Source organism: Agreia sp. Leaf244, from assembly GCF_001422695.1.
Classification (GTDB): Bacteria; Actinomycetota; Actinomycetes; order Actinomycetales; family Microbacteriaceae; genus Agreia.
Genome location: NZ_LMLX01000005.1, coordinates 364,601 through 377,835, shown reverse-complemented (window position 1 = coordinate 377,835; position 13,235 = coordinate 364,601). Strand labels below are relative to the sequence as shown.

At 66.9% G+C, this 13,235-nt stretch carries 11 protein-coding genes; 8 read left to right on the top strand and 3 right to left on the bottom strand.

The genetic code is table 11. From position 1 onward, the window contains the following. Positions 1-40: 40 nt before the first annotated feature. Both ASF06_RS16010 and ASF06_RS16005 read left to right on the top strand, forming a co-directional pair. The gene (locus tag ASF06_RS16010; protein ID WP_055949320.1) at positions 41-1,819 is read left to right on the top strand and encodes a glycoside hydrolase family 15 protein; all 1,779 of its coding nucleotides are present in this window, start codon (positions 41-43) and stop codon (positions 1,817-1,819) included. Positions 1,820-1,898: 79 nt separating this feature from the next. Further along, positions 1,899-2,444, top strand: coding sequence for a Dps family protein (locus ASF06_RS16005; protein WP_055930717.1), 546 nt, complete (start codon positions 1,899-1,901; stop codon positions 2,442-2,444). A gap of 95 nt (positions 2,445-2,539) precedes the next feature. Here ASF06_RS16005 and ASF06_RS16000 read toward each other — a convergent pair whose 3' ends face one another. Together ASF06_RS16000 and zapE are read right to left on the bottom strand one after the other, a co-directional pair. Continuing rightward, positions 2,540-3,808 (bottom strand): ammonium transporter, encoded by a 1,269-nt coding sequence (locus ASF06_RS16000; protein WP_055930720.1) that lies wholly within the window; start codon positions 3,806-3,808, stop codon positions 2,540-2,542. A gap of 245 nt (positions 3,809-4,053) precedes the next feature. Next, entirely contained in the window at positions 4,054-5,094 is a 1,041-nt protein-coding gene (zapE, locus tag ASF06_RS15995; protein WP_055949316.1) for a cell division protein ZapE, read from the bottom strand. A 160-nt stretch (positions 5,095-5,254) separates the two neighbouring features. On the opposite strand from zapE, the gene ASF06_RS15990 reads away from it, so the two are divergent. Together ASF06_RS15990 and ASF06_RS15985 are read left to right on the top strand one after the other, a co-directional pair. Next, entirely contained in the window at positions 5,255-6,154 is a 900-nt protein-coding gene (locus tag ASF06_RS15990; protein ID WP_055949313.1) for a sulfurtransferase, read from the top strand. A gap of 32 nt (positions 6,155-6,186) precedes the next feature. Further along, the gene (locus ASF06_RS15985) at positions 6,187-6,624 is read left to right on the top strand and encodes a SufE family protein (protein ID WP_055949310.1); all 438 of its coding nucleotides are present in this window, start codon (positions 6,187-6,189) and stop codon (positions 6,622-6,624) included. Here the strand turns inward: ASF06_RS15985 and ASF06_RS15980 are convergent. Next, positions 6,600-7,802 carry an alpha/beta hydrolase family protein gene (locus ASF06_RS15980; RefSeq protein ID WP_055949308.1) on the bottom strand — a complete coding sequence of 401 codons (1,203 nt, stop codon included), beginning with the start codon at positions 7,800-7,802 and terminating at the stop codon, positions 6,600-6,602. The two genes, ASF06_RS15985 and ASF06_RS15980, sit on opposite strands and share 25 nt — an antisense overlap. A gap of 112 nt (positions 7,803-7,914) precedes the next feature. Between ASF06_RS15980 and ASF06_RS15975 the strand changes: the two genes are divergently transcribed. The 4 genes from ASF06_RS15975 to ASF06_RS15960 all read left to right on the top strand — a co-directional run bounded on the left by ASF06_RS15975 (position 7,915) and on the right by ASF06_RS15960 (position 13,212). After that, positions 7,915-8,511 (top strand): DUF3000 domain-containing protein, encoded by a 597-nt coding sequence (locus tag ASF06_RS15975; protein ID WP_055949305.1) that lies wholly within the window; start codon positions 7,915-7,917, stop codon positions 8,509-8,511. Beyond that, a complete protein-coding gene (locus tag ASF06_RS15970) occupies positions 8,486-9,784 on the top strand; it encodes an HRDC domain-containing protein (RefSeq protein WP_055949302.1) in 1,299 nt (432 codons plus the stop codon). Before ASF06_RS15975 ends, ASF06_RS15970 begins: the two co-directional genes overlap by 26 nt. Positions 9,785-9,859: 75 nt before the next feature. Then, complete coding sequence (locus ASF06_RS15965; RefSeq protein WP_055928933.1) at positions 9,860-11,071, top strand: thiolase family protein; 1,212 nt, start codon at positions 9,860-9,862, stop codon at positions 11,069-11,071. After that, positions 11,068-13,212, top strand: coding sequence for a 3-hydroxyacyl-CoA dehydrogenase NAD-binding domain-containing protein (locus ASF06_RS15960; protein WP_055949298.1), 2,145 nt, complete (start codon positions 11,068-11,070; stop codon positions 13,210-13,212). The genes ASF06_RS15965 and ASF06_RS15960 overlap by 4 nt, the downstream gene beginning before the upstream one ends. The last annotated feature ends 23 nt before the right edge of the window (positions 13,213-13,235 follow it).

Sequence of the window (13,235 nt, the reverse complement as noted above, 5' to 3'; positions counted from 1 at the left end):
GCCCCGGGGCGCTCGGCGGCGTCGCTGGTAGACAGATCGAATGACGATTCGTATCGACGGCACTGTTCCTCTTCGCTCCTACGGTGTCATCGGAGACGGCCGCACGATCGCCGTGATCGCCGAAGACGGGGGCGTCGACTGGATGCCCATGCCCGGTATGGACACGACGCCGGTGTTCGCACGGCTGCTCGACGCGCAGGACGGCGGAGCCATCGAGCTGGCCCCCGTCGAGGACTTCACCGTGTCGAGGCGCTACATCGACGGCACCAACGTGCTCGAGACCACCTTCACGACCGAGTCGGGCGTCGCTGTCCTCACCGACGCGCTCGTGACGGGGATCGCCGGAAGGCTGCCGTGGACGGAGATCGCCCGGCGCGTCGACGGCGCCTCGGGCAGTGTGCGGTTCCGTTGGCGAGTGGCCCCGGGAACCTGCCTGTCGACGGCCTCGCCGTGGAAACAGGCCACCACGCACGGACCCGTCATTCGGGTCGACGGGGTGACGATCGCCGTGCGTGGCGTCAGCCATGGTCCGCGCGGCGGCGGTGACGCCGCGTTCGCCGGTTCCTTCACCACGGAGAAGGGCTCTCGTCACGTGATCACCGTCGTGGGCACAGCGAACGAACCGCTGCACCTTCCCGATGCGGCCAACGTCGACAGAGGCATCGACCGCACGATCGAGAACTGGCAGTTCTGGTCGCGGGAGTTCAGCTATGACGGCCCGTGGTCCCTCGACGTGCACAGGAGCGCCCTGGCCCTGAAGCTGCTCATCTACAGTCCGACGGGCGCCATCGCGGCCGCGGGCACGACATCCCTGCCCGAGAATCCGCGAGGCGGCAAGAACTGGGACTACCGTTTCGCCTGGGTGCGCGACGTCGCGTACACGCTGCACGCGCTCATCCGGTTCGGGCTGCGCGAGGAGACCCACGCCGCCGTGGCCTGGCTGCTCACCACCATCAGGCAGAACGGCCCCGAGCTGCACATCTTCTACAGGCTCGACGGCTCGCTGCCGTCGGGCGTGACGAAGCACGACGCCCTCGGATGGAACGGCGCCGGGCCCGTCGTGACGGGCAACCCGGCGAGCGGCCAGTTGCAGCTGGGTGTCTACGGTGACCTGTTCGACGTCATGAGGCTCTATGTCTCGGCCGGCAACGTTCTGGATGCCGAGACGGGCCGGCTCCTGGCATCGGTCGCGGATCGCGCCTGCGACGCGTGGCGTCAGCGCGACGCGGGCATGTGGGAACTCGAGGACGAGCAGCACTACACCTCCTCGAAGATGGGCTGCTGGCAGGCTCTGGATGCCGCGGTCGAGTTGTGCGAGAAGGGCCAGATCCCGGGCGACTCGGCCCGCTGGATCGCCGAGCGCGGTCACATCAGGGACTGGATCGAGGCGAACTGCTGGTCCGACGAGCTGCAGAGCTATGTCGCCTACCCCGGATCGGACGAGCTCGACGCCTCGGTGCTGCTGCACGGGCCCAGCGGATTCGATCGCGGCGACAGGATGTCGAGCACCATCGACGCCCTGCAGGCGGAGCTGGGCCGCGGGCCCCTCCTTTACCGCTACTCGGGAGCCGAGGCTGAGGAGGGCGCGTTCGTGGCCTGCTCGTTCTGGCTGGCCTCCGCCCTCGCCTGCGTGGGTCGCACCGCGGAGTCCGTCGCCCAGATGGACGCCATGATCGCGCTGTCGAACGACGTCGGGATCTTCTCCGAGATGATCGACCCCGACGACCTGTCGTTCCTCGGCAATCTGCCGCAGGCGCTGAGCCATCTCGCCCTGGTCAACGCCGCGATCACGATCGAGGAGCTCTCCGGGCTCGACTGAAGGCGACGTATCCCAGCACGACTTCGATGGTGATGCAACCCGCTGACGGGTGTCGGCGGCGGTGCCTATCGTGGAGACCATGACAACCACAATCGAACGTCCGACCGAAGCCCCCAGTGACGCGGGAGCCAAAAGCACCCGACGCCAGAATGCGGAGCGTGGATTCAAGGCCTCGAAGTCGCTGACCGACAGCATGCAGAAGGTGCTGGTCGACCTGATCGAGCTTCACCTCCAGGGCAAGCAGGCGCACTGGAACGTCGTGGGCAAGAACTTCCGCGATCTCCACCTGCAGCTCGACGAGATCATCGACGCCGCCCGGGAGTTCAGCGACACGGTAGCCGAGCGTCTCCGTGCCCTGCACGCGGTTCCAGACGGGCGCAGCGACACCGTCTCGGCCACGACCACGCTGCCCGAGTACCCGAACGGCGAGGTCGACACGGCCGAGACCGTCGATCTGATCACCGTTCGCCTCGAGGCCGTAGTGGGAACGATGCGCGACGTGCACGACGAGGTCGACGAGGCCGACCCCACGAGCGCCGACATCCTTCACGGCATCATCGAGAAGCTCGAGCAGTACGCCTGGATGGTCTCCGCCGAGAACCGTACGGCCACGAAGAAGTCCTAGGCCTCCTCCGTACAACGAGGTCTCGGTACAACGAAGAACGGCGTGTCACTCCCTGTGGGAGTGACACTCTTGGCTGTGTCAGTGATGCGGAGAGGTCAGCGGGTCTCTTCGAGGAGGATGTAGCCCTCTTCGCCGTGAACCACCGTGTCGATACCGGCGATCTCGTCTTCGTTCTTGACCCGGAAGCCCATCGTCTTCTCGATGATGAGCGCGATGACGTAGGAGAGCACGAAGGAGTAGACCATCACGATGAGGGCCGAGAGGGCCTGCACACCGAGCTGGGCCGGGCCGGCACCGAAGAACAGGCCGACACCCTCGCCGAGGAGGCCGATGTAGAGGGTACCGATGACACCACCGACGAGGTGGATGCCTACGACGTCGAGCGAGTCGTCGAAGCCGAGCTTGAACTTCAGGTCGATGGCGAGTGCACACACGGCGCCGGCGACGATACCGAGAACGATGGCCCAGAAGGGCGACAGCGCGGCACAGGCCGGGGTGATCGCGACCAGACCGGCGACGGCACCCGAGGCGGCGCCGACGGAGGTGGGCTTGCCGTCCTTGATCTTCTCGACGACGAGCCAGCCGAGGATGGCGGCGGCGGGAGCGGCGATCGTGTTGAGGAAGGCGATGGCGGCGATGCCGTCGGCAGCGAGCTCGCTACCGGCGTTGAAGCCGAACCAGCCGAACCACAGGAGGCCGGCACCGAGGAGCACGAAGGGAGGGTTGTGCGGCTTGTGGATTCCCTTGGCGAAGTTCACGCGCTTGCCGAGGACGAGCGCCAGGGCCAGGGCAGCCGCACCGGCGTTGATGTGCACCGCGGTACCACCGGCGAAGTCGATCACGCCGAGGTTGTACGCGATGAAGCCGCCGTCGACCACACCCTCGTCACCGAGGGTGAAGTTGAACACCCAGCTGGCGACGGGGAAGTAGACGACCGTCGCCCAGACACCGGCGAAGATCATCCAGGCGCCGAACTTGGCGCGGTCGGCGATGGCGCCGGAGATGAGGGCGACCGTGATGATCGCGAAGGTGGCCTGGAACGCGGCGAAGGCGATGGCCGGGAACGCGGCGTCACCGTCGCTCGCCGTCGCGAAGACTCCGTTCAGACCGAGCTGGTCGAGGTCGATTCCGATGAAGCCGTCGATGCCGACGTAGTTTCCGACGCCCCCGTTCGAGAAGGCGATGGCGTATCCGTACAGCACCCAGAGAACGCCGATGAGCCCCATGGCTCCGAAGCTCAGCATCATCATGCTGATCACGCTCTTGGCCTTGACGAGTCCTCCGTAGAAGAACGCGAGACCTGGCGTCATCAGAAGTACGAGGGCCGCTGCTATGAGCAAAAAGGCGGTATTGCCCTGGTCCAGCTCCATTGAATTTACCTCTCTTAGTTGTTGCAAAAGTGCACCGAGAGATGATGACGAACGGGGGTGCTGTTAGGAGGGAACCAGCGCGCGCGCCTCACTCGGGTATGCCCAACTATCGTGTGAAGAAGTTTCAAAACATGCGCCTCAATGTTTCCGGGGCGTAACGCTCATGGCTGAAATGTAACAACTGTGTTTCGCGTGACTGGCGATGAGCGCAGAGATGCCTGCCAACTCGCCCCGCGGCCTCAGGCCTGGGTGGATGCGATGAGTCGCGATACCGAGCGAAGGTACTTCTTGCGATACCCGCCCGCCATCATGTCGCCGGCGAACACCTCGTCGAGAGGGCTGCCCGTGGCGAGGATGGGAACCTGCGCGTCGTAGACACGGTCGATGAACGCGACGAACCGCAGCGCGTCGGTCTGGCTGTGCAGCGGCACCACACGGTCGAGCACGATGGCCTCGATGCCGTCGAGCAGCTTCACGAACTTCGACGGGTGGATGGTGCCGAGGTGCGAGACGAGCTCGCTGAAGTCGTCGCGTGAGACCGACCCTGGCGTGCTCTTCTCGATGGCCGCGGAGACGGCGTCGTCGATCTCTGCCTCGCCGATCACTCGGGCGTGCCCCTCGATGTCCCTGCGGCGATAGTCGAGCCCATCGATCCTCACGGTGTCGAACCGGTCGGACAGCGACTGGATCTCGCGCAGGAAGTCGGCGGCGGCGAAGCGTCCCTCCCCCAGCGCGTTGGGCGGCGTGTTGCTGGTGGCCGCGAGGCGGGTGCCGGATGCGCTCAGCTCGCCGAGAAGGCGCGTCATCATCATCGTGTCGCCCGGGTCGTCGAGCTCGAACTCGTCGATGGCGATGAGCTTGGCGCCGGTGAACAGCTTCACTGCCGCGGCGTACCCCATCGCGCCCACGATCGCCGTGTACTCGATGAAGGTTCCGAAGTACTTGGGCCCCGGCGCGGCATGCCAGAGGGCCGCCAGGAGGTGGGTCTTGCCCACGCCGAAGCCGCCGTCGAGGTAGATGCCGCTCGGCCCCGGCGCCGCCTTCTTCTGGCGAGAGAAGAAGCCTCCGGTGCGACCGGTCGGCGCCCACGAAGTGGAGAAGGGGCGCACGATCTCGAGCGCCTCCGTCTGCGAGGGGTACTCGGGGTCGGGTCGATAGGAATCGAACGAGGCACCGTCGAATTGGCGCGGCGGCACCAGCACCGCGGCCATCTCAGCTCCGGACAGGCTCGGCGCGCGGTCGACGAGTCGAACGAGTGTGGTCGGGAGCGATGACGCCATGGGGAAGCTCTTCCGGTGAGTTTGTGTCGAACGGAGACATTTCCGGGAGAACGACCACCGGAACGGCATAGATTCGAGAGGGAGACACGTCTCTCCAGACTAAACCGCGAACACCCCGCCGGACGGCCCGCCGTCCGCGTGCATTCCCAGGAGGAACCCCATGGCCGTCGCCGCCGATCCGTCGCCCCGCTTCGCCGCTTTCGCGCATCCGGAGCGTCTCGTGAGTACCGACTGGCTGCAACAGCACCTGGGCGAACCCGGGCTCGTGGTCGTGGAGTCCGACGAGGACGTGCTCCTCTACGAGACCGGGCACATTCCGACCGCCGTCAAGGTCGACTGGCACACCGACCTCAACGATCCGGTCGTGCGGGACTACATCTCTGGTGAGCAGTTCGCCGCTCTGGCGTCATCGAAGGGCATCTCCAGAGACAGCACGGTCGTCGTCTACGGCGACAAGAACAACTGGTGGGCCGCGTACGCCCTCTGGGTGTTCACCCTGTTCGGCCACACCGACGTTCGCCTGCTCGACGGCGGCCGGGATGCCTGGATCGCCGAGGGCAGGACCGTCACGACCGACGAGGTCGAGGTCGCGCCCGCCTCCTACCCCGTCGTCGACCGCGACGACGCGGCCATCCGTGCCTTCAAAGACGACGTCCTCGAGCATTTCGGCAACCCGCTGATCGATGTGCGTTCACCGGAGGAATTCTCCGGAGAGCGCACCACGGCTCCCGCATATCCCGAGGAGGGTGCGCTGCGGGCCGGGCACATTCCCACCGCGCAGAACGTGCCCTGGGCTCGCGCTGCCGCAGCCGACGGCCGATTCCGCGCCGTCGAGGAACTGGACGAGATCTACCGGCAGGGCGCAGGCCTCGTCGACGGCGACGACATCATCGCCTACTGCCGCATCGGCGAGCGGTCGAGCCACACCTGGTTCGTGCTCACCCACCTCCTGGGATTCGAGGGCGTGCGCAACTACGACGGGTCATGGACCGAGTGGGGAAGCGCCGTGCGCGTTCCGATCACCACGGGCGCGGAGCCGGGAGAGGCGCCGGCGCGCTAGGGTCCGCCCTCGTGGGTCATAATTTCACTGACATGGATGCGACAGAACTTCCCGACTCCCTCGCGGAGATCCGCGACGACTTCCTCGGACTGGAGGTCAAGGAGCGGCTGCAGCTGCTGCTCGAGTTCTCGAACGAGCTGCCCGAGCTGCCCGAGCGCTACCGCGACCACCCCGACCTCTTCGAACGGGTGGAGGAGTGCCAGTCACCCATCTTCATCGTCGTCGAGGTCGATGCGGAGGGTGCTGTCCACCTGTTCGCGACCGCTCCCCCGGAGGCGCCCACCACCAGGGGCTTCGCGTCGATCCTCGTGCAGGGCATCGAGGGGCTGCCCGCCCCGCAGGTGCTCGAGCTCGCAGACGACTATCCGAGCATGCTCGGTCTCACGGCAGCGGTCTCACCGCTCCGTATCCGCGGAATGACGGCCATGCTCGCGCGCATCAAGCGTCAGGTGCGCGAACGCACGGTCTGAGTCTCCAGCCGCGCGAGCCAGGCCCTGATCGATTCGGTCCAGCGCTCCGGGTCGTAGTTCCAGAGCTTCACGTGCCGGGCGATCGAGAACGGGACGAACGTCACGATGTCGGGTCGGAGCTCGGCCAGCCGCCTGCTCGACGAACTCGACACATAGCCGTCGTCGTCGCTGTGCAGAAGCAGGGTGCGGGTCTCCAGGTCGCCGTTGCGGGCCACGAAGTCGAGTCGATCGAGATCGACGGATGTCTGCAGCCCGGTCGCGACGTTGCCCCAGTCGTGCGTGAGCGTGGCCAGGGCGGCGTTCTGCACGGGCCGAGGAATGTGCAACTGCGCGCTTCGGTAGCGGAGCGTCTCGTGCCAGTCGATCACGGGCGAATCGAGCACGATGCCGTCGATCACGTGTCGCATAGATGAGCGGGTGGCGACCTGCAGCACGGTGGCGCCCCCCATCGACCAGCCCATCAGAACCACACTCGTCGCACCGGCGTTCACCGCATAGGAGAGCGCCGCGTCGACGTCCTCCCACTCCGTCTCCCCCAGCCGGAACCGTCCGTCCGCGCTGCGCGGTGCATCCCCGTCGTTGCGGTACGACACGAGCAGGGAGGTGTAGCCGCTCTCGTGGAACACCCTGTTCGCACGGAGCGTCTCGCCGCGACGCACTGCGCGGCCGTGCACCTGGATGACCCAGCGGGTGGACTCGGGGTCGGCGGCGGGGATGAGCCAGGCCGGCGCGTCGCCGAGCGGCGTGGCGATGGAGACGTCGCGATAGGGGAACGGGAACTCGCGCGGGTGCAGGTGGTACCAGCCGCTGATGCGCCCGGTCGTCGCCGCCTCGATGTCGCCGTAGTCCACCTCCAGCAGCGATCGGGTCACCAGGCCATCCGCCACCGAGATGATCTCGCCGATGCGCGCGTGGCCTCCGTTGCGGTCGAACCACATGCTGTAGCGGCCGGGAAGCAGGGTGTCCGCGGTGGCCTGGAGCGCGATGGTTCCGGCCTCGACGTCGACCCATTCGATCCGCGCGTCCTCCGCAGGATGCCGCGGCGGTACGACGACAGACCGGGAGACGAGCGCCGTGAGAACCGCGCCCGCCGCCGCGGCGGCTGCGGCAAGCGCCCCTGCCGTGATGGCCACGACGGCCCAGGCTGGAACAGGACGGTGCGGGGATGGTGCAGTCATGCGTTCTCGTCTTCCGTGTCGGACGCTGCGGAATTCGCCCGAACGGCACCCGCAACGGGCCTCGTCGGCGTGCCTGCGGCGCGCAGCATGCGGGAAACTCTAGTCTGCAGACGTGTCCGACACTCCAACCACGTCCGAACTCCCCGCAGCCTTTGAGGCTGCCGTGGCAGCGGTTCGTGCGGCTGTGACCCGCCCGGAACTCGTGATGAATGAGATTCCCTCGCCGGCCAACCTCGCACCCTATTCGCTCGCCCTCGCGGCCGATGTCAACCCGGAGCGGCATGGTTCCGACTCCGAGCTCGGCACGGGCCGGTTCATCCTCCTGCACGATCCCGACGAACCCGAGGCCTGGGGCGGGGCGTTCCGGGTGGTCTGCTTCGCGCAGGCGCCGCTCGAGACCGACATCGGACTCGACCCGTTCCTGGCCGACGTGACCTGGTCGTGGCTGGTCGACGCGCTCGATACGCGAGGCGCGCGGTACTCCGCGGCGTCCGGCACCGCCACCAAGATCATCTCGAGCGGATTCGGCGAATTGAAGTCGCAGGGCGACGGTGCGCAGATCGAGCTCCGCGCATCCTGGACACCGCACGATTACGACGTGACGGCCCATGTGGAAGGCTGGGGGGAACTGCTCTGCATGCTCGCCGGTCTTCCCCCAGCGGTCGACGGAGTCACCCAATTGAATGCGAGGCGCTTCGGGCGTGACTGACGACAACCTGACTGAAGACGGCGAGTCCACCTCCGACGTCGAGACGACCCCCGCGCCGGCCGAGCCGACGCCGCGAACGCTGGCCCTCACGGTCATCGACACGCGGGAGGCCTACCTCGATGCCGTCGAGAAGATCGCGGCGGGGTACGGGCCTATCGCGGTCGACGCGGAGCGGGCATCCGGCTTCAAGTTCTCTCAGCGCGCGTACCTCATCCAGCTGTACCGGCGAGGTGCCGGAAGCTTTCTCTTCGATCCCCCGGCGATCGGCTCCTTCGCCGAGCTGAACGACGCGATCTCCCGCGAGGAGTGGATCCTCCACGCCGCAAGCCAGGACTTGGCCTGCCTCAGGGAGGTCGGACTCGACCCGCGGGTCATCTTCGACACCGAACTCGCCGCGCGACTGCTGGGCATCCCCCGGGTCGGCCTCGGCAGCGTCGTCGAGGAGTTCCTCGGAATCCACCTCAAGAAGGAGCACTCGGCAGCCGACTGGTCCCGCCGCCCGCTTCCCGAGTCCTGGCTCGAATACGCCGCACTCGATGTGGAGCTGCTGCCCGATCTGCGTGACAAGCTCGCCGAGCTCCTGATCGAGAACTCGAAAGCCGTGATCGCCGCGCAGGAGTTCGAGGCCACCAGGGCGAAGGAGCCGAAGCCCGTCGCGGCCGAGCCCTGGCGCAGACTCACCGGAGTGCATTCGCTGCGCAATCCCCGCAACGTGGCGGTGGCTCGAGCGCTCTGGATGGCCAGGGACGCGCTCGCGCGGGAGATCGACGTGTCGCCCGGCCGGCTCGTGCCCGATTCCAGCCTCGTCGCGGCGGCGCGGGTGCTGCCCGAGTCCAAACGCGAGCTCGCGGCCCTGAAGGAGTTCTCCGGGCGGGCGAGCCGCACGGAGATCGACCGGTGGTGGGCTGCCCTCGAGGAGGGCAAGGCCGCCACCGACCTTCCGGTGAACCGTCGAAGCGAGGACACACTGCCTCCGCCGCGCAGCTGGGCCGACCGGAACCCCGAGGCCGATGCCCGGCTGAAGGCGGCCCGTGCCTCCCTTCTGGAGTTGTCCGAGTTCGTCAACATCCCCGTCGAGAACCTTCTGACCCCCGAGATCCTGCGTCGAATCGCGTGGACACCGCCCGAGCCGCTGACGGCCGAGGGCATCGCCGCCTCGCTCTCCGAGCTGGGAGCGCGACCCTGGCAGCTTGAACTAACTGCACAGCCGATCGCTCAAGCCTTTGTCGATGCCCACCAAAAGGCAGAGAACGAGTCCGAAGCCTCGTCGTAGGAAGAGTCAAAGGATTTCGGCGGCTCAAAAGCCCCGGCCTAGGATCGTCTCGGTTCTCAACCAGAAGGAGGCAAAGTGGCCGAAATAGCCGAAGTCGTATTTGTGGACGGAGTGCGCACACCCTTCGGGCGTGCGGGCGAAAAGGGCATGTACTGGCAGACCCGTGCCGATGATCTTGTCGTGAAAGCGATCATCGGGCTGCTCGAGAGAAATCCAGCCGTGCCCAAGGACCGCATCGACGAGGTGGCCATCGCGGCTACGACTCAGCAGGGCGACCAGGGGCTCACCCTTGGCCGCACCGCCGCGCTGCTCGCCGGGCTCCCCCAATCGGTGCCCGGATTCGCGATCGACCGCATGTGCGCCGGCGCGATGACGAGCGTCACGACGCTCGGCAGTGGAATCGGATTCGGAGCCTACGACCTCGCCATCGCCGGCGGCGTCGAACACATGGGCCGGCACCCGATGGGATTCAACGCAGACCCCAACCCCCGCTTCCTCGCGGAGAAGCTCGTCTCCGAGGAGGCGCTCAACATGGGGTCGACGGCGGAGCGCATCCACGATCGCTTCCCCTCCCTCACGAAGGAGCGCTCCGACCGCTATGCGCTTCGCAGCCAGCAGAAGGTCGCGGCCGCGTACGAGGCGGGCAAGATCCAGCCCGACCTCATTCCCGTCGCCACGCGTAGCGCCGCCGGCTGGGGTCTCGCCACCCGCGATGAGGCACCCCGCCCCGAGACCACGATGGAAGGCCTCGCCGGGCTGCGGACGCCGTTCAGACCGCACGGGCGTGTGACCGCGGGAAACTCGTCGGGACTCAACGACGGGGCGACCGCCTGCCTCCTCGCGAGCGGCGCGACGGCCAAGGAGCTGGGCCTCACGACCAAGATGAGGCTCGTGAGCTTCGCCTTCGCCGGTGTCGAGCCCGAGATCATGGGAATCGGACCCGTGCCGTCAACAGAGAAGGCACTCCGGAAGGCCGGACTGAGCATCACCGACATCGGACTCTTCGAACTGAACGAGGCGTTCGCGGTGCAGGTGCTCTCGTTCCTCGACCACTTCGGCATCGACGACGACGACCCCCGGGTCAACGAATACGGTGGCGCCATAGCGATCGGCCACCCGCTCGCCTCCTCCGGAGTGCGGCTGATGAACCAGCTCGCGCGCCAGTTCGAGGAGCACCCCGAGGTGCGCTACGGCCTCACCGCCATGTGCATCGGTCTCGGACAGGGTGGAACCGTCATCTGGGAGAACCCGCACTACAACAAGAAGGCGAAGGCAGCGAAGCGATGACCGACTACTCGACAATCGATTTCTCCGGCCTGGCCGCTCTCTCGGCCGACGAAGTCGTCACCCACTCCTACGTGCGAGACATTCCCCTGCCGAGCGGCAAAGTGCTCGCCCTGATCACGCTCGACAACGATCGCGACCACACCCGTCCGTCGACGCTCGGACCCAACTCGCTCCTCGAGTACGGCGCCGCACTCGACGCGTTGGCCGTGAGGGCTGCCGCCGGTGAGATCCAGGCCGTCGCCGTCACGGGCAAGCCGTACATCCTCGCGGCGGGCGCCGACCTCTCGAAGGTCAGCGACATCCCGAGCCGCGAGCTCGCGAAGCAGATGGCCCAGCTCGGGCACTTCACCTTCGGCAAGATGGCCACGATCGGCGTTCCGACGTTCGCGTTCATCAACGGGCTGGCGCTGGGAGGCGGGGTCGAGGTGGCCCTCGCCGCCGACTACCGCACCATCGACTCCTCGATCCCCGCCCTCGCCCTCCCCGAGGTCTTCCTGGGCATCATTCCCGGATGGGGCGGCGCCTACCTGCTTCCGAACCTCATCGGCATCGAGAACGCGCTCAAGGTCGTCGTCGAGAACCCGCTGAAGAACAACCGCACGCTCAAGGGCCAGCAGGCGTTCGACCTCGGTATAGCGGATGCCATCTTCGGACCGGCGTCGTATCTCGAGCAGTCCCTCGTGTGGGCCGACGAGGTTCTCGCGGGTCGCATCAGCGTCAAGCGTCCGAACGCGCCGGGAAAGCTCGAGCGCCTCGTCAAGTGGGACGCCGCCATCTCGATCGCACGCAAGATGCTGGAGTCCAAGATCGGATCGGTCGCCGCGTCCCCCTACGCCGCACTCGACCTGCTCAAGGCCGCGAAGTCCGGATCCGCGGAAGAGGGGTTCGCGCGCGAGGACGATGCCCTGGCCGACCTCATCTCGGGCGATCAGTTCCGAGCGAGCATCTACGCCTTCAACCTGGTGCAGAAGAGGGCCAAGCGGCCCGCAGGCGCGCCCGACAAGGCACTGGCCAAGCCCGTGACCAAGGTCGGCGTCATCGGCGCCGGGCTCATGGCCAGCCAGTTCGCTCTGCTGTTCGTCCGTCGACTGCGCGTTCCCGTCGTGATCACCGACCTCGACCAGGCCAGGGTCGACAAGGGCCTGTCCTACATCCGAGATGAGATCACCGCGCTCAAAGACAAAGGTCGAATCGGGTCGGACGAGGCCAACCGGCTCAGCGCCCTGGTCTCGGGCACCACCGACAAGGCCGACTTCGCCGACGCCGACTGGGTGATCGAGGCGGTCTTCGAGGAGCTCGGTGTCAAGCAGGAGGTCTTCGCCGACGTCGAGAAGTACGTGTCGGACACGGCCGTGCTCGCCACCAACACGTCGTCGCTGTCGGTCGAGCAGATCGGTGCGAAGCTGGCTCACCCCGAGCGCCTCGTCGGCTTCCACTTCTTCAACCCCGTCGCCGTGATGCCCCTCATCGAGGTCGTCAACACGCCGTCGACCGATGAGGCCACGCTCAGCACGGCCATGGTCACGGCCGCCAAGCTGCGCAAGAACGCCGTCATCACGAGGGACACCCCCGGGTTCGTCGTCAACCGCATCCTGGCGAAGCTGCTCGGAGAGGCGATGCACGCCGTCGACACCGGAACCCCGTTCGAGGTGGTCGATAACGCCCTCAAGCCGTTCGGTCTGCCGATGACGCCGTTCGAACTGCTCGAGCTCGTAGGGCTGAAGGTGGGAGCGCACGTGCTCGACACCCACCACTCGGCCTTCCCCGATCGGTTCTTCGAGAGCCCCAACCTGCACAAGCTCGCAGAGCACGGCAAGATCTTCGATCGAGACTCGAAGGGTGCGATCAAGGGCTTCGATAAGACGGCCGTCAAGATCGTCGCAGACGGAGGACCGGGAGGAACCGCCCTCACGGAGGCCGAGCTCCTGCGCAGGGTCGAAGACGGACTGGCCGACGAGATCAAGCGCATGCTCGACGACGAGGTCGTTCACGCGGCCGAGGACATCGACCTGTGCCTCATCCTCGGGGCGGGATATCCGTTCCAGATGGGCGGAGCGACCCCGTACCTCGATCGCGTCGGCGCGAGCGAGCGAGTCTTCGGCGACACGTTCCACCACCCGCCGATCGTCGGCACCGACTGACCCGAGCACTGTCGGGGGCTCGT

Excerpts from the sequence above, each read along its gene's own strand:
- ASF06_RS16005 (WP_055930717.1), top strand. The coding sequence starts at position 1,899 with ATGACAACCACAATCGAACGTCCGACCGAAGCCCCCAGTGACGCGGGA.
- ASF06_RS15960 (WP_055949298.1), top strand. The coding sequence starts at position 11,068 with ATGACCGACTACTCGACAATCGATTTCTCCGGCCTGGCCGCTCTCTCG.
- zapE (WP_055949316.1), bottom strand. The coding sequence starts at position 5,094 with ATGGCGTCATCGCTCCCGACCACACTCGTTCGACTCGTCGACCGCGCG.
- ASF06_RS15970 (WP_055949302.1), top strand. The coding sequence starts at position 8,486 with ATGCGAGGCGCTTCGGGCGTGACTGACGACAACCTGACTGAAGACGGC.
- ASF06_RS16010 (WP_055949320.1), top strand. The coding sequence starts at position 41 with ATGACGATTCGTATCGACGGCACTGTTCCTCTTCGCTCCTACGGTGTC.
- ASF06_RS15980 (WP_055949308.1), bottom strand. The coding sequence starts at position 7,802 with ATGACTGCACCATCCCCGCACCGTCCTGTTCCAGCCTGGGCCGTCGTG.
- ASF06_RS15985 (WP_055949310.1), top strand. The coding sequence starts at position 6,187 with ATGGATGCGACAGAACTTCCCGACTCCCTCGCGGAGATCCGCGACGAC.
- ASF06_RS15990 (WP_055949313.1), top strand. The coding sequence starts at position 5,255 with ATGGCCGTCGCCGCCGATCCGTCGCCCCGCTTCGCCGCTTTCGCGCAT.